At 38.9% G+C, this 26,104-nt stretch carries 25 protein-coding genes and 1 pseudogene; 18 read left to right on the forward strand and 8 right to left on the reverse strand.

Features of this window, described 5'->3' with window-relative positions; translation table 11 throughout:
• Positions 1 to 215 precede the first annotated feature (215 nt).
• On the forward strand, positions 216 to 971 hold the full coding sequence (locus tag D1953_RS18935) for a threonine/serine exporter family protein (RefSeq protein ID WP_119118711.1): 756 nt from the start codon (positions 216 to 218) through the stop codon (positions 969 to 971).
• An 11-nt stretch (positions 972 to 982) separates the two neighbouring features.
• A complete protein-coding gene (locus tag D1953_RS18940; protein ID WP_425454292.1) occupies positions 983 to 1,441 on the forward strand; it encodes a threonine/serine exporter family protein in 459 nt (152 codons plus the stop codon).
• A 23-nt stretch (positions 1,442 to 1,464) separates the two neighbouring features.
• Here the strand turns inward: D1953_RS18940 and D1953_RS18945 are convergent, their stop codons facing one another.
• Both D1953_RS18945 and D1953_RS18950 read right to left on the reverse strand, forming a co-directional pair.
• Entirely contained in the window at positions 1,465 to 3,021 is a 1,557-nt protein-coding gene (locus D1953_RS18945) for a solute symporter family protein (RefSeq protein WP_119118713.1), read from the reverse strand.
• 14 nt (positions 3,022 to 3,035) lie between these two features.
• Entirely contained in the window at positions 3,036 to 3,371 is a 336-nt protein-coding gene (locus tag D1953_RS18950) for a DUF485 domain-containing protein (protein ID WP_119118714.1), read from the reverse strand.
• 265 nt (positions 3,372 to 3,636) lie between these two features.
• Here D1953_RS18950 and D1953_RS21840 point away from each other — a divergent pair.
• The 4 genes and pseudogenes from D1953_RS21840 to D1953_RS18965 all read left to right on the forward strand — a co-directional run bounded on the left by D1953_RS21840 (position 3,637) and on the right by D1953_RS18965 (position 6,690).
• Positions 3,637 to 4,176: pseudogene (locus D1953_RS21840) on the forward strand (ABC transporter permease).
• On the forward strand, positions 4,152 to 4,646 hold the full coding sequence (locus D1953_RS21845) for an ABC transporter permease (protein WP_245980266.1): 495 nt from the start codon (positions 4,152 to 4,154) through the stop codon (positions 4,644 to 4,646). Before D1953_RS21840 ends, D1953_RS21845 begins: the two are co-directional and overlap by 25 nt.
• A gap of 138 nt (positions 4,647 to 4,784) precedes the next feature.
• A complete protein-coding gene (locus D1953_RS18960) occupies positions 4,785 to 5,456 on the forward strand; it encodes a response regulator transcription factor (protein ID WP_119118743.1) in 672 nt (223 codons plus the stop codon).
• Positions 5,457 to 5,466: 10 nt separating this feature from the next.
• On the forward strand, positions 5,467 to 6,690 hold the full coding sequence (locus D1953_RS18965; RefSeq protein WP_119118715.1) for a sensor histidine kinase: 1,224 nt from the start codon (positions 5,467 to 5,469) through the stop codon (positions 6,688 to 6,690).
• Between the two features lie 37 nt (positions 6,691 to 6,727).
• Here the strand turns inward: D1953_RS18965 and D1953_RS18970 are convergent, their stop codons facing one another.
• Positions 6,728 to 8,386 (reverse strand): glutamine--tRNA ligase/YqeY domain fusion protein, encoded by a 1,659-nt coding sequence (locus tag D1953_RS18970; RefSeq protein WP_119118716.1) that lies wholly within the window; start codon positions 8,384 to 8,386, stop codon positions 6,728 to 6,730.
• A gap of 297 nt (positions 8,387 to 8,683) precedes the next feature.
• Here D1953_RS18970 and purU point away from each other — a divergent pair, with 297 nt between their 5' ends.
• Complete coding sequence (gene purU / locus D1953_RS18975) at positions 8,684 to 9,583, forward strand: formyltetrahydrofolate deformylase (protein WP_119118744.1); 900 nt, start codon at positions 8,684 to 8,686, stop codon at positions 9,581 to 9,583.
• Here the strand turns inward: purU and D1953_RS18980 are convergent.
• The 3 genes from D1953_RS18980 to D1953_RS18990 all read right to left on the reverse strand — a co-directional run bounded on the left by D1953_RS18980 (position 9,580) and on the right by D1953_RS18990 (position 12,164).
• Entirely contained in the window at positions 9,580 to 10,242 is a 663-nt protein-coding gene (locus tag D1953_RS18980) for an SIMPL domain-containing protein (RefSeq protein WP_119118717.1), read from the reverse strand. The two genes, purU and D1953_RS18980, sit on opposite strands and share 4 nt — an antisense overlap.
• Positions 10,243 to 10,367: 125 nt before the next feature.
• Entirely contained in the window at positions 10,368 to 10,562 is a 195-nt protein-coding gene (locus D1953_RS18985) for a YwbE family protein (RefSeq protein WP_119118718.1), read from the reverse strand.
• Positions 10,563 to 10,649: 87 nt separating this feature from the next.
• Positions 10,650 to 12,164, reverse strand: a complete 1,515-nt coding sequence (locus D1953_RS18990) for an FAD-dependent oxidoreductase (protein WP_119118719.1) — start codon at positions 12,162 to 12,164, stop codon at positions 10,650 to 10,652.
• Between the two features lie 347 nt (positions 12,165 to 12,511).
• Here D1953_RS18990 and D1953_RS18995 point away from each other — a divergent pair, with 347 nt between their 5' ends.
• The gene (locus D1953_RS18995; RefSeq protein WP_119118720.1) at positions 12,512 to 13,681 is read left to right on the forward strand and encodes a ParM/StbA family protein; all 1,170 of its coding nucleotides are present in this window, start codon (positions 12,512 to 12,514) and stop codon (positions 13,679 to 13,681) included.
• Between the two features lie 8 nt (positions 13,682 to 13,689).
• Positions 13,690 to 14,253 carry a hypothetical protein gene (locus tag D1953_RS19000; RefSeq protein WP_119118721.1) on the forward strand — a complete coding sequence of 188 codons (564 nt, stop codon included), beginning with the start codon at positions 13,690 to 13,692 and terminating at the stop codon, positions 14,251 to 14,253.
• A 50-nt stretch (positions 14,254 to 14,303) separates the two neighbouring features.
• Here the strand turns inward: D1953_RS19000 and D1953_RS19005 are convergent, their stop codons facing one another.
• Positions 14,304 to 15,599, reverse strand: a complete 1,296-nt coding sequence (locus D1953_RS19005; protein ID WP_119118722.1) for an NCS2 family permease — start codon at positions 15,597 to 15,599, stop codon at positions 14,304 to 14,306.
• 275 nt (positions 15,600 to 15,874) lie between these two features.
• Here D1953_RS19005 and D1953_RS19010 point away from each other — a divergent pair, with 275 nt between their 5' ends.
• The 8 genes from D1953_RS19010 to D1953_RS19045 all read left to right on the forward strand — a co-directional run bounded on the left by D1953_RS19010 (position 15,875) and on the right by D1953_RS19045 (position 23,147).
• The gene (locus tag D1953_RS19010) at positions 15,875 to 17,359 is read left to right on the forward strand and encodes a DEAD/DEAH box helicase (RefSeq protein WP_119118723.1); all 1,485 of its coding nucleotides are present in this window, start codon (positions 15,875 to 15,877) and stop codon (positions 17,357 to 17,359) included.
• Between the two features lie 17 nt (positions 17,360 to 17,376).
• Positions 17,377 to 18,282, forward strand: a complete 906-nt coding sequence (locus tag D1953_RS19015) for a phosphotransferase (protein WP_119118724.1) — start codon at positions 17,377 to 17,379, stop codon at positions 18,280 to 18,282.
• Between the two features lie 161 nt (positions 18,283 to 18,443).
• The gene (locus D1953_RS19020) at positions 18,444 to 18,788 is read left to right on the forward strand and encodes a lmo0954 family membrane protein (protein WP_119118725.1); all 345 of its coding nucleotides are present in this window, start codon (positions 18,444 to 18,446) and stop codon (positions 18,786 to 18,788) included.
• 20 nt (positions 18,789 to 18,808) lie between these two features.
• Positions 18,809 to 19,432: a PspA/IM30 family protein gene (locus tag D1953_RS19025; protein WP_119118726.1), complete on the forward strand. Its 624-nt coding sequence runs from the start codon at positions 18,809 to 18,811 to the stop codon at positions 19,430 to 19,432.
• A gap of 96 nt (positions 19,433 to 19,528) precedes the next feature.
• Positions 19,529 to 20,266, forward strand: coding sequence for a cell wall-active antibiotics response protein LiaF (gene liaF / locus D1953_RS19030; protein ID WP_182480684.1), 738 nt, complete (start codon positions 19,529 to 19,531; stop codon positions 20,264 to 20,266).
• The gene (locus D1953_RS19035; protein ID WP_119118728.1) at positions 20,263 to 21,309 is read left to right on the forward strand and encodes a sensor histidine kinase; all 1,047 of its coding nucleotides are present in this window, start codon (positions 20,263 to 20,265) and stop codon (positions 21,307 to 21,309) included. The genes liaF and D1953_RS19035 overlap by 4 nt, the downstream gene beginning before the upstream one ends.
• A complete protein-coding gene (locus D1953_RS19040; RefSeq protein ID WP_119118729.1) occupies positions 21,302 to 21,934 on the forward strand; it encodes a response regulator transcription factor in 633 nt (210 codons plus the stop codon). The genes D1953_RS19035 and D1953_RS19040 overlap by 8 nt, the downstream gene beginning before the upstream one ends.
• A gap of 25 nt (positions 21,935 to 21,959) precedes the next feature.
• A complete protein-coding gene (locus tag D1953_RS19045; RefSeq protein ID WP_245980268.1) occupies positions 21,960 to 23,147 on the forward strand; it encodes a class I SAM-dependent methyltransferase in 1,188 nt (395 codons plus the stop codon).
• A 139-nt stretch (positions 23,148 to 23,286) separates the two neighbouring features.
• On the opposite strand, the gene D1953_RS19050 is transcribed toward D1953_RS19045, so the two are convergent.
• Positions 23,287 to 24,834: an ABC-F family ATP-binding cassette domain-containing protein gene (locus D1953_RS19050; protein ID WP_119118730.1), complete on the reverse strand. Its 1,548-nt coding sequence runs from the start codon at positions 24,832 to 24,834 to the stop codon at positions 23,287 to 23,289.
• Positions 24,835 to 25,077: 243 nt separating this feature from the next.
• Between D1953_RS19050 and D1953_RS19055 the strand changes: the two genes are divergently transcribed.
• Positions 25,078 to 26,082 carry a DctP family TRAP transporter solute-binding subunit gene (locus D1953_RS19055; protein ID WP_119118731.1) on the forward strand — a complete coding sequence of 335 codons (1,005 nt, stop codon included), beginning with the start codon at positions 25,078 to 25,080 and terminating at the stop codon, positions 26,080 to 26,082.
• Positions 26,083 to 26,104 lie beyond the last annotated feature (22 nt).

Consider the following 26,104-nt stretch of genomic DNA (forward strand, 5'->3'; position numbering starts at 1 on the left):
GTAGGTTCGAATCCTACCTGCGGAGCCATTTTTTTATAGTTAAGAATTAATATATTAATCCTAATAAGGGTTATTTTTTTTGTTTAATAAATAGTAAAGAACCAGCCCTTTTGAAGAAGTGTTGGTTCTTTTTTTATTTTATCCATTGCAAATATACGTTATGATGTAGAGAGCTTTGTATATAATAATGGATAATTATATGATGGAGAGATGAGATGGAAGATCAGAAAAGTTTGAACAGCATTATAGATGTATGTTTACTAGCAGGGAAAATCATGCTTGAGAATGGGGCAGAGACATATCGAGTAGAAGATACGATGATTCGGATTGCATCTGCATTTGGATGTAAGGAGTCTCAAAGCTTTTCAACGCCAACGGGGATTATTTTCTCTCTAGATGGCGATTATCCTATTTCTAAAGTAATTCGAATCTCTCATCGCTCGACAGATTTACATAAAGTAACGTTAGTTAATAGTATTTCAAGGAGTGTTACGAATAAGGAGTTAACAGTAAGAGAAGCCTATATCAAACTGAAGGAATTAGAGAAAGCGAATGTAGCGTACCCTCTTTGGATTCAGATTTTTGCAGCGTTTATTTCAAGTGGCTGTTTTACCATTATGTTTAATGGACAGTGGAATGATTTTATTTGGGCTTGTATCGCTGGTGGCTTAGGATTTGCGTGTTTACTCTATTTACATCGGCTATTAGAAGTCAGGTTCTTTGCAGAATTTATTGCTTCTTTTGTAATTGGGATAGCAGCGTTTTTGTTTATGTATGCGGGTCTTGGGAGTGAGTTAGATAAAATTATTATCGGCGCTGTGATGCCGCTTGTACCAGGGCTATTAATTACAAATGCTGCTCGAGATTTAATTGCCGGACATTTAGTTTCAGGTTTAGCGAAAGGAGCCGATGCAGGCTTAACTGCTTTAGCAATTGGAGCAGGAATTGCTGTTGCTTTCGTTATTCTATGAGGAGGGAAAGGGTGTTTGAACAGGTTGTAACTAGTTTTATTGCCTCGGCTGCTTTTGGTGTTCTCTTTAATGCTCCAAAGCAGTCTTTAATAAAGTGCGGGCTTGTTGGTATGATTGGCTGGGTTTTATATTATGGACTCGTTGAGATAGAATATGATAGTATTTTTGCCACCTTAGTGGCAGCTTTTGTTGTTGGGGTCATTAGTCAGTTTTTTGCAAAAAGATATAAAATGCCCATTATTATTTTTACCATTGCAGGCATTATCCCGCTTGTACCGGGCGGCTTGTCTTATGATGCGATGAAGCACTTTGTTGAAAATGATTACAATGTGGCCGTTCAATTGGCCGCGAAAGTATGTATGCTGGCTGGAGCAATTGCGATGGGGATTATTTTTGCAGAAGTAATGAATCAATTAATAATTAAATATAATAGAAGGAAACAAAGTGAGAAAGGGGCTCCGTTGAAATAACGGGCCCCTTTCTTTTTTTAATCTTAATGTTTTAGGATAGTTGTTTCACCGTTTTCTTTAAATCCTGTATGAGCTGTAACTAGGATTTCATCATACTTCTTCGCATCAGCTTTTTCACTAGATACGAGTGTTCCAATAATAGCAGCCAAGAAGCCAAGTGGAATAGAAATAATCCCTGGATTTGTTAATGGGAATATTGCTTCACCAACAAGGATGGCACTTCCATCTGGAGCCCAAACGTTTGGACTTAAGATTACGAGTACAAGTGAGCTTATAAGACCAACGACCATGCCAGAAATCGCACCTGTCGTATTAAATCGTTTCCAAAAGATAGTGAAAAGGATAACCGGTAAGTTTGCACTCGCAGCAACAGCAAAGGCAAGTGCTACTAGGAACGCTACATTCATACTTTGAGCGAATAAGGCAAGAATAATAGACAATACGGAAACACCGATAGATGCCCAACGAGCTGCGATAACTTGCTCTTTATCTGTAGCTTTACCTTTACGAATAATGTGACCATAGAAGTCATGGGCAAAGGCAGAAGCAGCAGATAGAACAAGGCCAGCAACAACAGCTAAAATGGTAGCAAAGGCAACAGCGGATACAAAGGCGAATAAGAAGTCACCGCCAAGGGCCTGTGCAAGCAGTGGAGCGGCCATATTACCAGCAGCATTAGCAGCCACAATCTTATCGTAGCCAACGAATGCAGCAGCACCAAAGCCGAGGAAAATCGTCATAATATAGAAGAATCCAATAATCCACGTAGCATAGATAACAGACTTACGAGCTGTAATTGCATCTTTTACTGTAAAGAAACGAATTAAAATATGTGGTAATCCTGCTGTTCCTAGCACAAGCGCTAGATTGAGCGATATGTTATCAAGCGGGTCTTTAAACTTATTTCCTGGATTAAGGAAACTATCTCCAAGAGGAGTGGCCTCTTTCATTTGGCTAAACATATTCGCGATACTGAAATCAAATTTAGCGAATACGATAATGGAAATGATGAAGGTACCTGCCATTAATAAAACAGCTTTTGAGATTTGTACCCAACTAGTAGCTGTCATTCCACCGAATACTACATACACGGTCATTAAAATCCCAACAATGATTACAGCGTATACATAATCAATACCTAGTAATAATTTTATAAGTGCACCTGCACCAACCAGTTGGGCAATCATATAAAAAATAGAAATAGTGATTGTGTTAAAAGCAGCGACCCCACGGACCTTCTTTTGATCAAAACGAGCCGTAATCATGTCAGCTAATGTATATTTCCCCAGATTTCGAAGAGGTTCTGCAACAATATACAGTACAACAAGGTAGGCAACTAAGTAACCAATACTATAGAAAAAACCATCAAAACCTGAAAGCGCTATCATCCCAGCGATACCTAAAAATGAGGCGGCTGACATATAATCTCCGGCAATGGCCCAACCGTTTTGGGCACCTGTTAGACTGCCATCGGCTGTGTAGAAATCACTGGATGTTTTCGTTTTACGTGAAGCAAAATAAGTAATTACTAGCGTTAAACTTACGATAGCTAAAAATAAGACGAAAGCAAGTACGTTCATTGTGTTCCCCCCAGTTATCCTTTAATCTCTTGTTTAATTTCTGTAGCAATCTTATCAAAAGACCGAGCCTTTTTTGTATAAAGCGTGCACAGTGTCCAAGTCATAACGAATTCAGCAAAGGCAAATACCCAAGCCCAGCTCATGTGTAAAAAAGCTTCTTGGTTAAGTACTGTAGAATAAGCTGTTAATACCGGTAAGGTGAAATAAAAAACAAAGAAGAAGATGGATAATGGCAGGATGAAGTTGCGTTTCTGTCTAAGGAGATTTTGAAACTTTTGTGATTGGACGATTTGTGTGTAGTCAATAGTAGATTCTTTTCCTTTTTTTCCTAATGCCCCGTTTTGAGCCATATGTGTTCCCCCTTTTCCTAATTGGTAATTACTAGGAATCTAGTAACTGGAATCATTATATAGTCTCTTGAAAAAAATGTAAATCATGAATTTGTATTTTATTCTCATATATTCATATAAAGTGTTTGATGGTCATTCATTAACCTAGCGTCATATCTAGGTTTTTATTAATAACTTTATGATGAAAATGATTTATAGAAAAAGAATTCTTTAAGGAAAATTTGTTTCAATTGGTCAAGGTTCCTTACAATCTGTTAAAGATCAAATTGGCAGCTTAGGTACGAATCTATTGACGGTCAGTGTAACGGATACCGTTGCGGTAGAGTTAACCGATCAGACAGTAGATTCGTTTAAGGAATTAAGCGGGATTGAGGACGTTGCTCCTGTTATTACGGGGCGAGTATCAGCGAAAAATGGAGAAAATTCTACACAGGTCTCGATGACGGGAACGAATTCAGCTTATTTATCTGTTCGAGATTTAGAACTTAGCCAAGGGAGATTCCTAGCTGATATGGATGTTGAGTTGCGGCAAAAAGTGGCTGTCCTTGGATCCGATACAGCGGAAACCTTATTTTAAAATCAAAATCCAATAGATCAGTCTATTCAAATTGGAGGTACATCTTACCGGGTAATTGGTGTACTAAAATCAGTCGGGACATCGATGGGAACAAGCGGTGATGATGTAATTATTACTCCAATTTCCACAGCAACACGAACAACGGGGAGTACAACGATTAGTACAGTATATTTGAAGGCTAAAAGTGAGGATGTAAGCGGGCTATGTATCAAGTACAGGGGACGATGACGACAACATATCCTAATCAAAGCGATAACTATTCTGTATCCAATCAAGAAGATTTAATGGAAACGATGAGTTCGGTTTCGGATACGATGACGTTGATGCTTGGAGGGATTGCGAGTATTTCACTGCTTGTTGGCGGAATTGGTATTATGAATATTATGCTTGTGTCAGTTTCAGAGCGGACAAAGGAAATTGGAATTAGAAAAGTGATTGGCGCAAACCGCACATCAATTTTGCTTCAATTTTTAATTGAATCTGTTGTGTTAAGCTGCTTAGGCGGACTGATTGGAATCGGTTTAGGACTAGGTATTGTTAAATTAATTTCTATTTTCTCAAGTTTGACCATTCATTTTTCTTTCACTATTACATTACTTAGCTTTCTATTTTCTTTATGTATTGGTGTTATCTTCGGTGTATTTCCGGCGAACAAGGCATCTAAGCTCCGCCCAATTGAGGCACTTCGCCATGAGTAAGAAAAGCGAAAGCGCCTTGTCAGTTTTACTTTATTAATCGATAGCAGGCTTTAGTTAGTCTGCTTTCTTTTGTATAGGGGAAGAGCTACAATAATGTCACAGCACCTGTTGGAAAACTTGTGAGGGGGAGGAGTTATGTTGAAGGTATTAGTGGTAGAAGATAATGCGGCACTCCTAGAATCGATTAAACAAATTTTAGCCGATGAGTATGAAGTAGATACAGCGGACAATGGTGATGATGGTTTATTTATGGCACAGCAAAATATTTACGATGTGATTCTTTTAGATGTGATGCTGCCAGGGATGGACGGATTTGAAATTGTTCAACAAATAAGGAGAGAGAAGATTAATACGAGCGTTCTTTTTTTAACAGCGAAGGATGGATTGGAAGATCGTGTACGTGGATTAGAAATGGGCGGCGATGATTATTTAGTGAAGCCATTTCAAGCCCCTGAATTGAAAGCGAGGATTCGTGCGCTTTTAAGGAGAAGTGGTATTCTATCATTAGAAGCGAACATTACGTATCGTGGCATCGAACTGAGGGGGAAAGAAAAGGACATTCTCATAGATGGTGATTCGATTAAGCTGACGATGAAACAGTATGAATTACTTGAATATTTAATTCAAAACAAAGGGAAAATCCTGACTCGTGAACAAATTTTCGATCGTATTTGGGGATTTGACTCGGATACAACCATTGCCATTGTAGAAGTGTTTGTACATCATTTGCGGAAAAAACTTGAACCATACCAGTATCATAAAGATATCCAAACGGTTCGAGGAGTTGGCTATATGCTAAACCAAGCTTAAGGGGACAAATATGTTTCAAAAGACACGGCTTCGTTTAACAATTTTAAATTCAATTGTTTTTATTATTATTATTATTCTATTAAGCAGGATCATTTACTTTTATACGGAAACGCAAGTATATCGTGAAGTTGATGAATCACTTTTGCAGCAAATGGATAGCGGAAGGTTAAAGTTGCGTTCAGGAGAATTTTTATTAGGACCTGGTCCGAGTGTAATTATTTGGGGTCCTGAACAGACGATTTTAGAGCCGCAATTAAGCCAGGACAATTTCTTTAAAGTAAATGAGGAGAAGTTTTATCCAACCCAATTTGATGAAATCGAAGAGATTCGGGTTCAAGGAGCAACGTATCGAGCCTTGTCTACAAAAGTAGATACAGAATATGGGAAGGTGATCATCCAATTTATTCGAAATGTGGACGCGGAGCGAGTGATGCTTGATCAATTATTTATGATTTTGTTAGTGGGTGGCGGTTTAGGCAGTTTAGTGGCTATTGCAGCAGGTTACTTTTTAGCAGGAAAGGCACTTATCCCTATTAAAAAATCATGGGAACAACAACAACGCTTTGTTTCTGATGCTTCGCATGAAATTCGTACACCGCTTGCCGTTATCCAATCAAGAACCGATTTGCTCTTTCAATCACCAAATGCCACGATTCAAGAAAAAGCGGTCGATATTTCAATTATTTCGAAAGAAGTACGACGCTTAAATAAATTAGTGAACGGATTACTGACATTGACGAGAACAGACTCTAATCAAATGGAAGTGAAAAAAGCAAATTTCTTTTTAGACGAGTTAATTGCAGAAATTGTCGAGCATTATGCAGATATTGCATTTTTTCAGAAAAAAACGATGACGAGCTATGTACCAGAGCAAATTGTTTTTCTAGGTGATAAAGAACGTATTCATCAATTGCTTGTTATTTTAATTGATAATGCGCTAAAGTTCACTCATGAAGGCTGTGGCATTCATCTTTCCTGTACGAAAAATGCTTCTTCGATTCAGCTTGTAGTTGAAGATAATGGGCAGGGCATTCCGCAAGCTGACATTCCAAGGATTTTTGACCGTTTTTATCAAGTGGAACAATCGCGTACAGCTAATGAAGGCTCTGGACTCGGTTTATCGATTGCGAAATGGATTGTAGAGACTCATCAAGGAACAATTAAAGTAACGAGTGAGGAAAATAAAAAAACGCGGTTTGAAATGAACTTCCCACGAAATCAGAAGAATAAATAAGGAACCTGCTGATAAACAGGTTCCTTTTCTTACGCACTTAGATTTTAAATGAACTTTTTAATTCAACAATTTGGTTAAAGACGATGTGGTCAGCTGTTGAAAGCTTCGGATCGACATTGTAGTAACCATGACGGAAGAATTGATATTTATCTTGTGGTTGAACGTCTTTCATATTTGGCTCCACAAAGCCTTGGAAAATTTCTAATGAGTTTGGATTGACTAGCTCTAAGAATGTTTTTTCTTCTTGCTCTTCATCCTCACCATTTTCATCTAAAATTAATGGTTGATAGTTACGGAATTCAGCTGGTACAGCATGAGTAGCCTCTACCCAATGTAATGTCCCTTTTACTTTACGGCCTGTAAAGCCTGATCCGCTCTTTGTTTCTGGGTCATATGTGCAATGAAGTTCTACTACATTGCCATCTTGGTCTTTAATCACTTCTTCACATTTAATGAAGTAAGCGTGCTTTAAACGCACCTCATTTCCTGGGAAAAGGCGGAAGTATTTCTTTGGCGGATTTTCCATAAAGTCATCTTGTTCAATATAAATTTCACGAGAAAACGGAATTTGACGAGTCCCCATTTCTGGAACTTCTGGATTGATTTCTGCTTCCAACCATTCCACTTCTCCCTCAGGATAGTTCGTGATTACGACTTTAAGCGGTTTTATAATCCCCATTGTTCTTGGTGCTTTTAATTTTAAATCTTCACGGACAAAGTGATCGAGCATTCGGCTGTCTACCGTTCCCGATGTTTTGGCTACACCGATTTCATGACAAAATGCACGAATTGCTTCCGGTGTATAGCCGCGTCTTCTTAACCCTGAAATGGTTGGCATACGAGGGTCATCCCAGCCATCCACAAATTTCTCATCGACAAGTTGCTTTAACTTACGTTTACTCATAACGGTATTTGTTAAGTTGAGACGCCCGAACTCATATTGACGCGGCACGTTCGGCATTTCACAATTTTCAACTACCCAGTCATAGAAAGGACGTTGATCCTCAAATTCTAACGTACAAATAGAGTGAGTAACTCCTTCAATAGCATCTTCAAGAGGATGAGCAAATGCATACATTGGGTAAATACACCATTTGTTCCCTGTGTTATGATGTTCTGTATGGCTAATACGATAAATAACAGGGTCACGTAAGTTAATATTCGGTGAAGCCATATCAATTTTTGCACGAAGAACTTTTTCCCCATTCGCAAATTCGCCGCTGCGCATTCTTTCAAATAGTTCAAGGTTTTCTTCGATTGTACGAGTACGATAAGGACTATCTTTTCCCGGTGCTGTTAGCGTTCCGCGGTATTCACGGATTTCATCTGCATTTAAGTCATCAACGTAGGCTAAGCCTTTTTTAATAAGTAAAATGGCTCTTTTATACATTTCGTCAAAGTAATTAGATGCAAAGAATAAGTTATCCCACTCATAGCCGAGCCATTTAACATCTTCTTTGATAGAGTTTACATATTCGATGTCTTCTTTTACTGGATTGGTATCGTCAAATCGTAGATTCGTTTTGCCGTTAAACTCATCTGCAACACCAAAGTTTAAGATAATAGATTTAGCATGACCGATATGTAAATAGCCGTTCGGTTCCGGAGGGAATCGTGTGATGATATGATCATGTTTTCCAGATTCTAAATCTTCTTTAATGATATTTCTAATAAAATTCGAAGAGTTATGTTCCAACTAATTCGACCTCTTTCATTTATATACTTCTTTTAATTTTACCTGTATATGTATCATAAATACAGACTTTTTTCCACGTTTGACTCTTGAAGGAGCAATTTGGACATGATTTTGTTTATATGTAGACAGTCGTTTCCTCATTTCTATTCTACCCATTTTTAAGGGCGTTCAAATTAAGAAAAATCTAAATTTTTACTTCTTATAAACAAGTAGTAAAGAGCGTTGTATAGTTACTTTCCCTCTATGACCATATTGAAGTATAATGTATCAATAACAAGAGAAGGGTAGTTGGGAAAAGTGAGCAACTTTGTGCAAGAACAATTACGAGAATATCGTAATAAAAATGAAAATATCGGTCGTTTAATTATAAAGTGTCCAGATCAACCAGGAATTGTTGCTGCGGTCACAACGTTTCTAAAAGAGCATAATGCAAATATTGTTGAATTAAGTCAGTATTCCATGAATCCTGAGGGCGGCACATTCTTTACAAGAATTGAATTTGAATGTCCAGATTTAAAGAAGCAGGGGGAAAAGCTGGAACAGGAATTCCAAGAAGTAGCTGACCAGTTTTCAATGGAATGGAAGTTTAATTATGTAAGCGATTTAAAGCGAGCAGCGATTTTCGTTTCAAAGGAACCGCATTGCCTGCTGGAGTTGCTTTGGGAATGGCAAAGCGGCGATTTAATGATGGATATTGCGCTTGTTATTAGCAATCATGAAGATGCAAGAGCAACGGTTGAAGCGCTGCAAATCCCTTATTATTATATTCCAGCTAATAAAGACATTCGTAAAGAAGTAGAAGAGAAACAGTTGAAATTATTACAAGTATTTGAAATTGATTTGATTATTTTAGCCCGCTATATGCAAATTTTAACGCCAGATTTCGTAGCGGCTCATCCAAATAGAATTATTAATATTCATCATTCATTCTTGCCTGCTTTCATTGGTGCAAGACCGTATGAGCGTGCGTATGATCGTGGTGTAAAGCTAATTGGAGCGACTTCTCATTACGTAACGAATGATTTAGATGAAGGTCCAATTATTGAACAAGATATCGGCCGTGTGAATCATCGTGATTCAGCTGAAGATATGAAAAAAGCAGGGCGTACAATCGAACGCCGAGTGCTCGCTCGTGCGGTTAAATGGCATATTGAAGACCGTGTAATTGTTCACGGTAATAAAACGGTTGTCTTCTAATAACTATATTCAACTCGAATGGTTGCTGTAATAGCAAGTTCTCCTGGTTTAAAAGGTGTCGGTGCAGAGCTTTCCTTCATATAGGTGCTTGCTTGCAAAACTATAGGTGGGCGAGTCGCTGATAGTTCTTCAATCTGAACAGGGAGCGGATGTAAGGATGTTCCTAATGTCTCTGTTAATGTAAGAGCTTTTTTATAGGCATTTTTTAAGGCTAGTGATAGTGCTTGGTTATAATAGGTGTCTGGATTGGACAAGGAAAAATGGACATTGGAAACAGAATTGGCTCCTTGTTTAACAGCCGTATCGACAATTGCACCAACATGTTCAATATCGTTTGTTTTGATTTGAATCATATGAAGAACTTTGTACTTATGAAAGATCTCTTTACCGTCTACGTAATTGTATTGAGGTTCAATCCGATAGTCACTTGTTTTGATATTGTTTTCAGGGATCCCCATTTTACGTAAAGCATCTATAATTTGTGCAATCGTTTGAGAATTTTCTTGCTGTGCAATTTTAGGATCTACATTTTCCGTCACAACGCCAAGTGTAATAATTGCTTGGTCAGGGGCTATTTGTAATGTTTCTTCCCCCGTTACTTTGACTGTTTGCTGATTAGAACGATGTGGAGTAGTGGAAAAGGGATTGATATGATTCATTCTTGTCACCAACCTTTTTGGAAATACTATTAAACATTGTACGAAATGGTTGCAGAAAACATGACTTAATAAAAAGTAAAAAAAGATGAATGCGTGTAGAATGACGCATTCATCTTTTTTGTTTTTTAATCATGAATCACTTGCACGCGTCCGACTTGTCCATCTGTTAGTCTGACTTTGATTCCATGCGGGTGGGTGCTTGATTTTGTTAAAATGTCCTTTACGATTCCCTTTGTGAGTTTACCGGTACGTTGGTCAGCTTTTAAAACGATTTCAACGGATAGGCCAGGGGTAATGTCTTTTCGATTTTGTCCATTCATGTTTAATCCTATCTTTCCTCTTGTTTTCTGCTTTCATTAGGCAGTGCTTTAAGTATAAATGAAAAAGATTGGATTGTATTATTCATTTTATAACTTCTTCAATGGTTCGACGGCAGGTCCATCCAATACTTCTCCCTCAATTGAATAGCGCGAACCATGACAAGGACAATCCCAAGTGCGTTCTCCACTGTTCCAACTTACTTCACAGCCCATATGGGTGCATGTTGAATCAACAATATGCAGCTTGCCGTCGGGATCCCGATAGCAGCCTGCTTTCCGCCCGTTAAAGTTAATAATTGCTCCTTCATCATTCATTAAATCCTCTGCGGTTGTATAGGCATAAGTAAGTTTCCCGCCAAGGAGATGCTTCGCCACATCTAGATTGTCCTTTATCATGTTCCCCCAGCCATTTACACGTGAAGGGCTATATAATTCTGCATATCGATTTGGTTTTTCTAAAACGTAATCAGCTAGTATTTTTGCAGCAATTGTTCCATTCGTCATCCCCCATTTTGCATAGCCGGTTGCAATAAGTACATCTGGATGTCCATCGGTTACAGGACCGACAAATGGAAGATTATCAGGTGTAACGATATCTTGTGCTGACCAACGATATGGAATTTCTTTTACACTTAAGTACTGCTCGCTGAAGTCCTGGAGAGCGGTATAATGTTGATAGGTTGGCATACCTTGACCAGGCTTATGACTTTCGCCGCCAACTAAAATCAGCTTTTCCCCGTCCATTTCTGTATAGCGAAGTGAGCGAGCAGGGCTGTCAGCGCTATAGTACATTCCGTTTGGAAAGTCTTCTTCTAATTTAATACCGAGTATATAGGAACGTTCTACATGCACTCGGGCAAAGTATAATCCTGTTTCATCATTAAATGGAAAATGAGAAGCGACAATAATTTTATTGGCGGATAACTTATGTCCATTTCTTAATAAAATGGTTAATTTTTCATCCTCAACAATTTTCATGGCAGTTGTTTGTTCATATAACGTACCCCCGTTTTCTAAAATAGAAGGGATGAGTTCTGTTAAGTATTTTAATGGATGAAATTGAGCTTGATCTTTCATGATGAGTGCTGCTTGACAAGGGATGGAAAAAGGAATGGAATCCACATATTCCCCCTCAATATTAAGCTCTTTATAGGCTTGGAGTTCACTTTTGATTTGTTGAACAGATTGCTCTGTGTTGCCATATACATAGGCATCTTGCGAGCTAAAATCGCAATCTATGGAATGCTTTTCAACTAACTCCTTTATGTAATCGATTGCTTCGCGATTTGCCTCATAATAGAGTTTTGCTTGATCTACGCCGTGCTGCTGAATTAATTGATGATAAATTAGACCATGTTGAGCGGTGACTTTTGCCGTCGTATGTCCAGTTGTTCCAGTAAGAATATTACCTGCCTCAATGAGTGTTACTTTCTTCCCCTGTTGAGTCAGTAAATAAGCCGTAGTAATCCCTGTAATACCACCTCCAACAATTGCGATATCGGTTTCTAAGTCTTCTTCTAGTTTTTCAAATGTTGGAATTGTAGTTGAATCAAGCCAGTACGGTTCCGGAGTTTTCGGTAGTTGTTGTTCAGAATCAGCCATCAAAATATTCCTCCATTGTTCGTAATATAGTCTTGTATTATTCTTTCCAAATGCTTCATTTTTAATCGATGCATACATTTTCGTATACATGTAAACAGATTTTGTATGCATGTATACGAAATGTGTACACATGTTTACATTTTTGTATACGTGTACACAAAGATGTAAACATGTAAACGAAATTTGTAAACTTGTATACATGTATACGAGTTTCGTTTACATGTTGATATGGCGCGATGTGTACACAAAAGTATACAAATCGGTCTAATGTTTCATGGACAACATGTAAAATATTACCTATAATGATAGTAGTTTGATTATATTTTCATAGAAGGGAATGTTTATGAATGAGTACTAGAGTTGCCGCAATAGACGTAGGAAATGATGCCGTTAAAGCGATTTTTGGAAAGCTAGACTCTGAATTGTATATCCCAAATGTGATTGCTAGAGATATTGAAGACCGTCCGATTATTGGGATTGAAGACCTCAATGAAAACAATCCGTTAGATGGACTTCATATTAGACTCCATTCTCCAGCACTCCAAGCGAATAATGTGATTTATCGTGTTGGCTATTTAGCGACGAAAAGTGATAATCCAACTGAGCTGGATATTGGAAGTAGTAAATCTGAAGAAGATCAAACATTAGTTATGCTGTTTGCTGCTCTTGCATTAGATGCTGTTCAGCAAGCGAGTATAGGTGTATTTAAAGTAAACAAATCCGTAGTAGAAGCCAATTATACGCTAGGAACAGGCTTGCCCCTTCGTGAAGTAAAGGAAGGAAAAGACGTTGGTTACCGTTCGAAGCTTTTAGGTTCTGTTCATCAAGTTGAATTTTTAGTGACACCTAAATATCAGGGGATGAAGGTAAACCTTAAATTTGACGAGGTAAAAGTGTATCCGGAAGGTTTTGCTGCTTATATTAATCTAGTTATGGATAATGAATTAAAGGTTATTAACCGTGATTTAATTGATAAACAAATTTTGATTCAAGATATCGGTGGACTATCTACAGATATTGCTGTGATCAAAAATCGAAAAGTAGATGATGATAAAGCAAGAGGTTTTAACTTAGGAGTTGCCGAGGCATTAGAAGCTATTCGTGAGGAAATTCGTAAAAAACATGGTGTAGAATTAGACAGCCGTCGTGATGTCGTTGAGATTATTACAAAGAAAAACGATCGCAACCATATTATGGTACGTGGTAGCCGAACAAGTGTGCATGATATTGTCGATCGTATTTTAGGAGAACTAGCTAAGAAGCAGTACCGCCATCTGCGTAATGTTTGGCAGAAGAATTCTCAAACGGAAATTTGCTATTTTGTCGGCGGTGGTTCCCTTGTATTAAAAGAGTATTTGAAAACGTTGAATAATAGTTTTGATGGGTACAATATTGATTTCTTTGAAGATGAAAAGGAAAGCGTTTGGATGATGGCTAACGCTTATTATAAGCTTATAGCTGATTTTCATCGTCGTGAAGAAGCTAATAAGAAAAAAGTCGTTACAAATAATAAATAGGTGGCCATATGAGAAAACTAACCTCTGCCGAAATTAAGAGGGGACAAGCGATTACTTTTCGTATTCCTTCAGATACACCAGATTATGCATTAAAACAGTTACAAAGATTAAAAGAAACAGAGGGGCGTAATTTTTCAAGTAAAGTGGCTCAATTTGTTTTATCCGGGGTGGGCAATGGCCCGCATCAAGATAAGGAGTTCGTTACGCTGCCGTTGCCGCGACGTCTAAGTAAGGCTCAGCGGGATTGGTTAAAGCACGCTCATTCAGAAGCATTGCTCGGTAATATTCTTTACGAGCTTTTGGAGAACCCAATGCGTACGACGGCCTTGCTCTCAGCCTTAAATGGCGGCGAAATAGACGTTCCTGAACCTCCTATCACTCCTATACGGCGCGAAGCAGAGCGTGAACTGGCGGTTGCAGAGATGCCAGATATCGTCATTGCTCCAACCATTGAAAATGTGCAAGAGAATGAACTGGAGCAACCAGCACAACCAGAGCAAACGGAGCATCTGGATGTAGAAGAAGGTTTGGATGATCTTTTAGGTGACTTTTTAGCGCAAATGAATAGATGAAAAAAGCCGTGATTTAGGTTAGGGATGACTAATCTAAATCATGGCTTTTATTATGCTAGAAAAATAAGGTGATATAAAAATAACACTGCGAAAAGATAGAGAAGCGGATGGACATTACGAGCTTGTCCCTTTGCTATTTTCATAATTGGATAAGCAATAAAGCCAAGTGCAATCCCGTTTGCAATGCTAGAAGTAAGCGGCATAGCTACGATAATTAAGAAGGCAGGGAATGCTTCATCAAACTCTTTCCAATCAATTTCCGAAATGCTTCTAATCATTAAGCTACCAACAATAATTAAGCTTGGCGATGTAATAGCAGCAACATCGGAAACGGCGCCAACGAGCGGACTGAAAAAGGCTGCAACGGCAAATAATATGGCTACCACTAATGCTGTTAACCCTGTTTTGCCGCCAGCTCCAACACCAGCCGAAGATTCAACAGAGGCAGCGGTTGGGCTCGTACCAAACATTGAGCCAACGGTTGCACCGATGGAATCAGCAAAGAAGGCACTACCTGGTTTTTCTAGCTTTCCTTTTTTCAGTAGTCCTGCTTGACCGATAATGCCGAGTAGAGCGCCTGTTGTATCAAATAACATGACAAGTAAAAAGGAGAAAATAACTCCGTATAAGCCAAACTCAATCACATCATTAATGGATTGAATCGGATTGTAAACGAGTACGCCCTCAGGCAAGCTGGGTAAAGATATAAAACCGTTTGTAAACTTTAGTTGACCTGTGAAAAAGGCAATAATAGCGGTAATAATCATTCCAATAAAAAGAGCACCTTGTACATTGAGTGTCATTAAAACAAGGGCAATGACAAGTCCAATTAACGTTAGGGCAACACCAGGATCACTAAAATTGCCGATTGCTACTAAGTTAGAGTTATGATTTGTTACGATACCAGATAATCGCAAGCCGATGAACGTAATGAATAAGCCGATACCAGCACTAATAGCATGTTTCAAATTATTGGGAATTGCTTCAATTAATTTAGTACGGAAAGAGGTGAGAGAAATTAGTAAGAAGATAATTCCTGTCACAAAAACAGCTGAAAAGGCAATCATGTAAGAAATATGATGTGCCCCAAGTACGGAATAAGCAAAGTAAGCATTTAATCCCATTGCCGGGGCAATAACGATTGGATAATTAGCTAGGAAAGCCATGCATAAGGTTCCCACCAAAGTTGCAATAATAGTTGCAGTGAAGGCTTGATTAAAAGGAACACCGGCATCTGCGAGAATCATTGGATTGACAATAATAATGTATGCCAACGTAAGGAAGGTTGTAATTCCAGCCAGCACTTCCGTTTTGACATTTGTGTTTCGTTCTTGAAGTTTAAACATGTTTTCGCTCCTTTTTATATACAGAAAACTCCTTGCTTTGGGCAAGGAGGGGGGTCACTACTCTCGCTTAGAGTAAATAATCGTTATGTATGGATTGTTCGTGATACAAAACATAATAAATTATAGTAGAAAAACGATGGAAGAACAATAGTTGATTTCATAAAGAAGCTAGCGAAAATATTGGATGAGGAACGTTTTTTAACAAAGGAGAAATGATATACTAACAAAAACAGCTTTCGATGAAGTGAAAATTAAAGAGAGTAGGCATTTATACAATGAAATCATTTAACGAACTTGGCATGAGTTCAGCAGTTGAATACATATTACAAAAACAAGGAATTGAACAGCCGACACCGATTCAGGAACGAGCAATTCCAGAAGTAATGGCAGGAAGAGATGTCATTGCAAAGGCTCAAACTGGAACAGGTAAGACATTGGCTTTTTTACTTCCGATTATCGAACAGTTAGATGTGCAAGCAGAGAATATTCAAGCATTGATTGTTACTCCAACAAGAGAGCTTGCATTGCAAATTACAGCAGAAGTTCAGAAATTTGCTGCGGATATTGAGCATCTTACAGCGTTAGCAGTGTATGGAGGGCAAGATGTCGAGCAGCAATTGAAAAAGCTAAAGCGAACGATTTCTATTGTGGTTGCAACACCGGGAAGACTGTTAGACCATGTGCGAAGAAGAACAATTGATTTATCGCAAGTCAAAACACTTGTATTGGATGAGGCCGATCAAATGCTTCATATTGGCTTTTTACCAGAAGTCGAGGATATTATCGAAAATCTCCCGGCAGAGCGGCAGACGCTTCTTTTTTCAGCGACGATGCCAGAGCAGGTGCAATATTTAGCGAAACGATTCATGAAATCACCTCTTACTGTTGCCGTTCAAACAGAGCAAGTGACGGTTAAACAAATTCGTCAGCTTGTAATTGAGACGACAGACCGAGCTAAGCAAGCTACTTTAATAAAAGTAATGCGGGAAGAACAGCCGTTTTTAGCTATGATTTTTTGCCGCACAAAGCGCCGCGTATCGAAGCTGAATGAGGCTTTAAAAGAAGCAGGTTTTCTTTCAGATGAACTTCATGGTGATATTTCACAGGCTAAACGTGAGCGTGTGATGAAGAGCTTCCGTGAAGCGAAGCTGCAATATTTAGTAGCGACAGATGTAGCAGCACGGGGGCTGGATGTAGAAGGTGTCACACATGTGTTTAATTATGATATTCCAGAGGATGCAGAGAGTTATATCCATCGAATTGGACGAACAGGACGAGCTGGGGAACACGGCTTAGCCATCACATTTATTGCAACAAAGGATTTAAAGCAATTAGAGGAAATTGAATCTGCCATTTCTATGAAAATTGACCGGAGAAAAATAGAAGGAGTGACGATGTTCCAACCAACTGAAGTCGAGGAAAAAAGGAGTCGAAGAAGTGGGCGCTCTTCAGAAAGCCGCGGTCATTCTAGACAAGAGGACAGAGAGAGAACTCGACGAAGTTCAAGGAGGGAAGGAGTGCGAGATGAACGAGGGCGTGATCCGCGAAGAGTTGATACAGGGGGAAATCGCGGGGAAGACTCAAGGAGTGGAAGAGGACGCGACTCGGGACGAATGGACACGACGGGTGAAAGGAGTCGTACGGCTAGAAGCGGCGGCTCAAGAAGAAGTGACAGCGGCCGCCGTTCGACGGGGCAGTTAGGCTCTCGCAGTGACTCCGCTTCCCGTACATCCAGAGGAAGAAACGATCGTAGAAGGTAAGTAAGGAGGGGGAGGCAATGGAAAAGCCGTGGTTGGCGGATTATCCAATGTCATTAGAGAAAGCGAAACGATTAATTAATCAGCAATTTCCTGAAATACATATTCGTGATATCCGGCTTTTAGGAGAAGGGTTTGACAATACCGTTGTTCAAGTGAATGAGTATGTATTTCGCTTTCCTCGTCGTGAGTTAGCGATGCAATTAATGGAAGTTGAAAATAAACTTCTGCCATTGATTGTTGGGCGAGTACCTTTAGAAATTCCAGAGCCGCTTTTTTTCGGAAAACGGAGTGAGAGCTTCCCTTATTCTTTTACAGGATACAAAATAATAAGCGGAAGGACACCATACCGAGAGTCTTTGGAGAATAAGATTGCCTCTGCACAGAAATTGGCTTGTTTTCTTAAAGTATTACACGACGTGCCCGTCACTCAAGCAGCGAAATGCGGCGTAACCTTTGATCAGAGAAGAAGATTAGAACTTCCATTCCAAAAGGTTAAGCTGTTGGAAAATGCTAAGCTTGTTAAGCGTTTAGGATATGCAGAGCAAGCTAATCTAGTATTCAATTATGCAGCTTCTGTACAAGGTATGAAACAAACCAGACACATATCATTTGTTCATGGAGATATTCATATTCGGAATGTTTTACTAGATCATAGCGGTGTTCTAACAGGCATTATTGATTGGGGAGATGTCCACCTTGGTCATCCAGCGGTCGACCTTTCTTTTATATACAGCTATTTCCCTAAGCAAGCACGCGAGGCCTTTTTTGATATATATGGTGAGATTGACGATGAAACGGAGAGACTAGCAAGATTTCGAGCTGTTTTTATGCTTGTTACTTTATTTACATATGCAATTGATCGTGATGATAAGCCGTTGATAGAGTTAATTACAGAGGGGCTGCAGCTTGCTGTTGAAGACTAAAAAGTGTCTGATTCTTTTATAAGGAATCAGACACTTTTTTTTATGATTGAACTAGTCGTATGACAAGCTAAGCCTCAAGTCTTATTTCAAAATATAGCTTAGGCTCATTATGAACTCTTTGAAAACTAGATAAGATAGAGACAAGAAAGGAGGACGTGAAAATGAAAAAGTTTGGTTTATTCCTTGTAGGCTTAATTGCTTTGATGGTGGTGTTAGCACATGTCGGGCCGCTTATTAGCTTAGCGCTTTGCTTGGTCATTTTATACTTTGGCTTTAAGCAATATGTGAAGGCTGAGTCAAAAGGAGCAAAGATTTCCTGGGCAATACTTTCGATCATTATGCTTATGGTGTCCATTTCTCACTTCCCGTCACTAATTGGGCTTGTAGCAGCGTACATTTTGTATCTTGTGTATAAGAAGTGGAAGGAAGAGGATGAAGTAGTGGTTGAACCGGCAGATCCATTTACAAATTTTGAAAGACAATGGCAAGAATTAAATAAAAAATAATAGAGAAGGAGCGAACAAATATGGGCTTATTTTCAAGAATTAAGGCGACGGTTGAGGCAGATTTTCACGAGTTACTAGATAAAAAGGAGCAGAAGAATCCAATTGCGATGCTGAATCAATACTTGCGTCAATGCGAGCAGGAAACAGAGAAGGTCCGTAAGCTTATCGAGCGTCAATCGCTTTTACAAGCAGAGTTTACGAGAGAATATAAGGAGGCGCAAGACCTAGCTGAAAAGCGTAAGCGCCAGGCTGAGATTGCGAAACAAGCAGGTGAGGCAGAGTTAACGGAATTTGCGGTGCAGGAAAGTATTCAATATGAACAGCGTGCACTGCATTTACAAGAAGCATTGCAACAAGCAGTACAGCAATTGACGGAACTTGAGAGAAAATATGAAGAAATGAAACATAAGCTAAAAGACATGCATATTAAGAGAATGGAATTAATGGGGAGGGAGAATATCGCCCGAGCTAATCATCGAATAAATAAAGTCTTATCTGCCAATGATCGTTATACGCAGCCGATAGCTAAGTTTGAAGAAATGGAACTTTACTTAGAGCGCATTGAGCAGCAGGTAAACACTGATTATCATTGTCACACGATTGATGCTCGTATTGCTCAGCTTGAAAAGGAAAATAAACAATAAGAAAGCCATTCAATTTCTTACTGTTCTCGTGGTATTCTTAAAAGGCGTAGGCTTCTACGCCTTTTAACATCTAATGAAATGAAGGAGGGAAGGCCAATGTTTCATAAAATGAAAACAGATTATATGAGTTGGATTTTTCTGATTGGACTGGTGTTATTGATTGTCGAGCTTTCATTTTTTGGCGGCGGCTTATTGTATTCCCTTGCTTTTTCAATTGGATGCATCTTCGTTGGTAAGAAATTTTTCAAACGGACATTAGGGAAAATTGTATTTATCCTTGGAATGATTATGACGGTTGCAACCGTTTTAAATATGATGGTATTTCGTTTCTTTCTCGTGGTGCTTCTGATTTACTGGTTGCGTATGTATTATAAATCCAAAAAAAATCCGCAGCGGATGAAGCCCGCTTTTAATGAAATGAATGAGGGAATGATGAAAGAGAATCTAGTGAAAGTAGATGTTCTTTTTCAAAATAAATGGTTTGGTCATCAACAAACACCCGATACGGTATATGAATGGAATCCTGTGAATATCCAAACGGGTTTTGGGGATACGATAATTGATTTAAGTCAAACACTTCTTCCGAAAGGGGATGCCGTTATTTCGGTTCGCTGTTTGGTAGGGAATATGCAAATCCTTGTTCCATACGGAGTAGAAGTGCGTGTTCATCATTCCGTTATGGCTGGAAGGGCAATGATCTTTAATCAAGCTTATGGGGAGCGAATTTTTAACCAAATTGTCTCTTATCAAACGGAAGGGTTTACCGAGGCTAAACAAAAAGTGCATATTACGACAGCCGCCATCGTCGGCGATTTAGAGGTGAGGCGCGTATGAGTATGATGACACGTCAAATTTTATCTGCTTTAGGTGTCTCTTTCGTATTGTCGATTGCCGTACCAGCGCTTGTTTTTCTTGTTTTTCCTTTAGATCATTGGCAGTTACTGTGGGAGAGACGGGTAATGGATCTTCCATTTGTTATTTTTGTCCCTATTATGATGATGGGAGCAGGCATTGTATATGGTGTTTTTTCCGGTTTGTATTGGAAGCGCCAATGGAAGGAGCTAGATGAACAACTTTATTTACTCCAGCAAGGCCGAGCATCACAAAAAACTCCGGTCTTTTCTCTTCAAGAACTGAAGCGGATGGCGGAGCGAATTGGGCATGTGCAGAAGCAAATGAATGAACAAGTGAAGCTTTCACAAAAAATGGCCAATGAAAAAGCAGTAGATCAGGAAAAACAAATTCAAGAAATTATCTCCCAAGAGAGAAATCGCTTAGCGAGAGAGCTCCATGATTCTGTTAGTCAGCAATTATTTGCAGCATCGATGCTGATGTCGGCCATTACAGAATCGCATGCTGATACCGAGTCGACAGAAAAGAAGCAGTTGAAATTAGTCGAAGGGATGATTCATCAATCTCAGCTGGAGATGCGTGCATTATTATTGCATTTACGCCCTGTTGCCTTACATAATAAAACATTGCAGGAAGGGATTCAGGAATTACTCGTGGAATTAACACAAAAAGTACCAATGGAGATTGCGTGGAAGCTGGAACCCGTTATTTTAGACAAAGGTATTGAAGATCACCTCTTTCGCATTGTTCAGGAATCTGTTTCTAATACATTACGTCATGCGAAAGCAAATTCACTCGAAGTATTATTGATGAGCCGCGATGAGCTGCTTATTTTGCGTATTGTGGATGATGGAGTCGGTTTTTCCGTTAATGAAGCAAAAGCAGGGTCCTATGGTTTGCATAATATGTACGAGCGAGCTGTGGAAATAGGCGGAACGATGAAGATTGTAAGTGTGCCGAATCAAGGTACACGACTGGAAGTGAAAATTCCATTCATGCATGTGGGAGATGAAGAAAATGATTAAAGTATTGTTTGTCGATGACCATGAGATGGTAAGAATAGGAGTAGCCGCCTATTTATCTGCACAAAGTGATATCGAAGTGGTAGGTGAAGCGGATAATGGGCGCACGGCAGTAGACATGGCAATTGAATTGCGTCCTGATATTATCCTGATGGACTTGGTGATGCCGGAGATGGATGGAATTGAAGCAACCCAAGCTATTTTAGAAAAATGGCCAGAAGCGAAAATTATTATTGTAACAAGCTTTTTAGACGATGAAAAAGTGTATCCAGCCCTAGAGGCGGGAGCAACAAGCTATATGCTGAAAACATCGAAAGCGAGCGACATTGCCGATGCTGTTCGGGCCACGTATCAGGGGCAAAGCGTGCTTGAGCCGGAAGTCACGGGAAAAATGATGGAAAAGCTCCGTCGCCCTAAAGCTCAAGCATTGCATGAACAATTAACAGCACGAGAAATGGAAATCTTATTATTAATGACACAAGGAAAAACAAATCAAGAAATTGCAGATGAATTGTTTATCGCATTAAAGACAGCGAAAGTTCATGTGAGCAATATATTAAGTAAGCTTGGAGTACAAGATCGTACACAAGCTGTCATTTATGCATTTAAGCACTCGTTAGTTCAATAGATACGAGTGCTCTTCGGAGGTTTTTATGGAAATTTCATATGTACATACAGTGCAACAGATTGGACAAGCGCTTGAAGAAGCATCGATTCCTTATCAATTTATCGGTCAAGCCGCTTTAGCCGTTCAGCAAGTCCGCTTACATGATTATAGTGAGATTGAAGTAGCCGTTCAATGGGACTTGTTTAAAGAAGCGTGTGATACATTACACGCTTATTCATTGTCTAATATCGAAAAAACAGTGGAACGAGCCGTAGCTCACTTGGAGCAAGAGCATATTTCCATAAGGGTCAGCTGTTTATTTAATACAACCATTAAAACAGACCCGTACCGAATTTCGTATCGTTTCGATAATCAGGAGCTTTGGTGCCGTTCTCTATATAGTTATTTATATGATGAAGAAATGGCCGCTTATGAGAAAGAAATTCATGACTATTTAATGAAAGAACAGCAAGGGTTTACAGCCAAAAATGAACAAGCATGGAATCAGAATAATTACATCGCTTTAGTGAATCGATATGGCGAGCCAACAGAGCTTGCTGAAAAGATTACGCAAAATCCAAAATGGCGCTTACATCCATTTTATAAATATTTGCATGACGTGCAGGGAAAGAAAATCACTCATTTAATGGGGTCAAATGGAGTCAAAGCTGTTGCGCTTTCTCTTTTAGGAGCAGATGTGAAGGTGGTCGACTTTTCAAAAGAAAACGCTATGTTTGCTAATGAATTAGCAACAGCTGCAAATGTGGATATAACGTATGTTGTTTCAGATATTTTATCTTTACAAGAAGAGCACCTTAACAGCAACCAAGATATTGTATTAATGGAACTTGGTGTTCTGCATTATTTAATTGACCTACATCCGTTATTTGAAAAAGTGAAAGCGATGCTAAAGCCGGGTGGTTTGTTTGTTCTGCATGAATTTCATCCGATTTCGACAAAACTGATTACGTCTACAGGTAAAAAACATAAAGTCACGGGGAATTACTTCACACCGACAATGGAGAAAAATCCTGTTGCGTTCACAAAACATATGCCAGATGATGCAAAAGAGACATTGGCACAAGTGGTACAAAGAAAATGGACAATCGGGGAACTAATTACAGCTGCCGCTCAGTCAGGGCTTATCATTAAAGTGTTAGAAGAAGAACCAAATCATAAGCTGCATGATATTGGATTACCGAAAACCTATACACTAGTCGCTGAGCGTGCTTAAGATTGCGCTTTAATCGACGACTTTTTTTGATTTATCAACGCAAATTCAATTTTATCTACTGAAATCATTCATTTATCAATAACTTTTGCAATTTATCCACGAAAGAGGGCTGTCCATCAAATGGACAGCCCCTTTTTACTTATTGATTTGCCCATTCCTCTACATCCCATACTTTTGTGATCCAATCTTCATAGAAGTCAGGTTCGTGACAGACAAGGAGGATGGTTCCTTTATATTCTTTCATCGCACGTTTTAATTCTTCTTTAGCAACAACATCTAAATGATTAGTCGGCTCGTCAAATAGAAGCCAGTTGCTTTCTGTGAGCATTAATTTACAAATACGGACCTTCGCTTGTTCTCCACCGCTTAATTGATTCATCGGACGCATAATATGTTCGTTTTTCAGACCAACACGAGCGAGAATAGCGCGAACTTGCGGTTGATCTAAGTGCGGGAAGGCATTCCATACTTCATCAATCGGTGTTGTGCTGCCAGCTTTTACTTCTTGCTCGAAATAAGATGGGAATAAGAAGTCACCGAGTTGTCTTTTCCCGCTAAGCGGCTCAATTTTACCAAGAATCGTTTTTAATAATGTCGATTTACCAACACCATTACAGCCAACTACAGCAATTTTTTCCCCGCGTTCAATATTCATTGTCAGCTTTGGTAGAAGAGGGCGGTCATAGCCAATTTCTAAATTTTCCCCTTCAAACACATAGCGGCTGCTAGCACGTGATTCTTTAAAGTCGAATGTTGGTTTCATCGCTGTTTCAGGGCGATCAATACGTTCGATTCGATCCAATTGCTTTTGACGGCTTTTTGCGCGACCAGTTGTTGAGTAGCGCGCTTTATTTTTCGCGATGAAGTCTTCTTGTTTTTTAATAAACTCTTTTTGTTTTTCATAGGCATTAATATGTTGATTTTTGTTGATTTCTGCAAGCTCTAGGAATTTTTCATAAGTCGCAGTATAACGCGTTAATTTTGAAAATTCTAGATGGAAAATGACATCAACAACACCGTTCATAAACTCTGTATCATGCGAAATTAATAGAAATGCATGTGGATATTCTTTTAAATAGCTGCTTAGCCAACGAATATGTTCAACATCTAAGTAGTTTGTTGGTTCGTCCAATAGTAAAACTTCAGGTTGTTCTAGTAATAGTTTTGCTAATAAAACTTTTGTACGCTGTCCACCGCTTAGTGCAGAAACATCACGGTCAAGGCCAATCGCATCTAGACCTAAACCACGGGCCGCATCTTCAATTTTTATATCAAGATTATAAAAACCGCCAGCCTCTAGTTTATCTTGAATGATGCCCATGTCTTCAAGCAGTTGTTCTAATTCCTCAGGTGTAGCGGTTGCCATCTTTTCCGTTACTTCATTGAGCGCTTTTTCCTGCTCAAAAAGGGGTAAGAAGGCATCTCTTAATACGTCACGAATGGTTTTCCCTCTTGATAATACAGTATGTTGGTCAAGGTAGCCGTATTGTACGCCCGGTGTCCATTCAACGCGGCCTGTATCGTGAATTAATTGACCTGTAATAATATTCATCATCGTCGATTTTCCGACGCCATTTGCCCCAACTAACCCGACGTGTTCGCCGGCTAACAGTCGAAAAGAAACATCTTTAAATAATGTACGATCGCCAAAGCTATGGCCTAACTTATCTATAGAAAGTAAGCTCATTCTGTTTGTGAACCTCCTAAATAATATGCAAAATCCCTACGAATTATCATACTAAAATATATAGTAGATTACTATCTAAACTAGGAAGTTATATATGGAAATAAAGTTAAACTGTTATAGTACTGTATTAATAAATTGTAACTGTATAAGTCCAATTGAAAAATTGGTTATATCCAATGTTATTTTTTTATAATATTCTAAATATTAAGTGAAAACGTATGCAAAAGAGGGGGAAACAAAAGAATGAAAAAGTATATGAAATGGGGAGCAGCAGCATTGCTTGCACTTGGTCTTGCGGGTTGTTCCAACAGCAGCAGCGGAGAAAAGGATGATCAATTAAATGTGAAGGTCAGTATTTCTGTATCTGAGCAAGATACTTGGGGGCAAGGTGTTAATAAATGGGCCGAGCTTGCTAAGGAAGAATCTGATGGAAAAATCAGCATTAAATTATATCCAAATGAATCTCTTTCAAATGGTAATCAACCTAAAGGGTTAGAGGCAGTTCAAAATGGTTCAACGGAAGCTTCTATTCACTCTATGATTATTTATAATGTACTAGATCCAAAATTCGCCGCACCTTCTTTACCTTGGTTAATTCCAAATTATGAGCAGGCGGATAAAGTAATGAATGGTGAAGGTGGAGAGAAATTAAAAGAGCTAATTCGCAGTAAAGGAATTGAACCTTTAGCATTTGGTGAAAACGGATACCGTCAAATTACGAATAGCAAACATGCAATTGAAACACCGGAAGATTTAGAGAAGTTAAAAGTTCGAACACCTTCCATGGAGGCAATGGTTGATACATATAAACAATTTGGTGCAGACCCAACGGTTATGAACTGGTCGGAAGTGTTTACTTCTCTTCAACAAGGTGTCATTGATGGACAAGAAAATCCACTGCCAATTATTCTGAATAATAAATTATCTGAAGTTCAAGATTATTTAACAATCTGGAATTACATGTACGACCCGCTTGTATTTGGTATTAATAAAGAGTTATATGATGGTTTGGATAAAGAAACACAAAAAATTCTAAAAGAAACAGCTGAAGAAGCTGCACAATATCAAATTCAGTTAAATCGTGAAAAAGATAAAGAAATTCTAGCTGAATTAAAAGAGCAAGGCATGGAAGTAACAGAATTAACTCCGGAGCAAATTGCGGCTTTCCAAGAGAAATCGGCTCCAGTTATCGACCAATATGAGAAAGTGATTGGGAAAGAGTTCTTAGATGCATTCCGTGCTGAATAAGATATTGGCAATGTAAGCAGCT

Source organism: Peribacillus asahii (genome assembly GCF_003570725.1).
Lineage (GTDB): Bacteria > Bacillota > Bacilli > Bacillales > DSM-1321 > Peribacillus > Peribacillus asahii.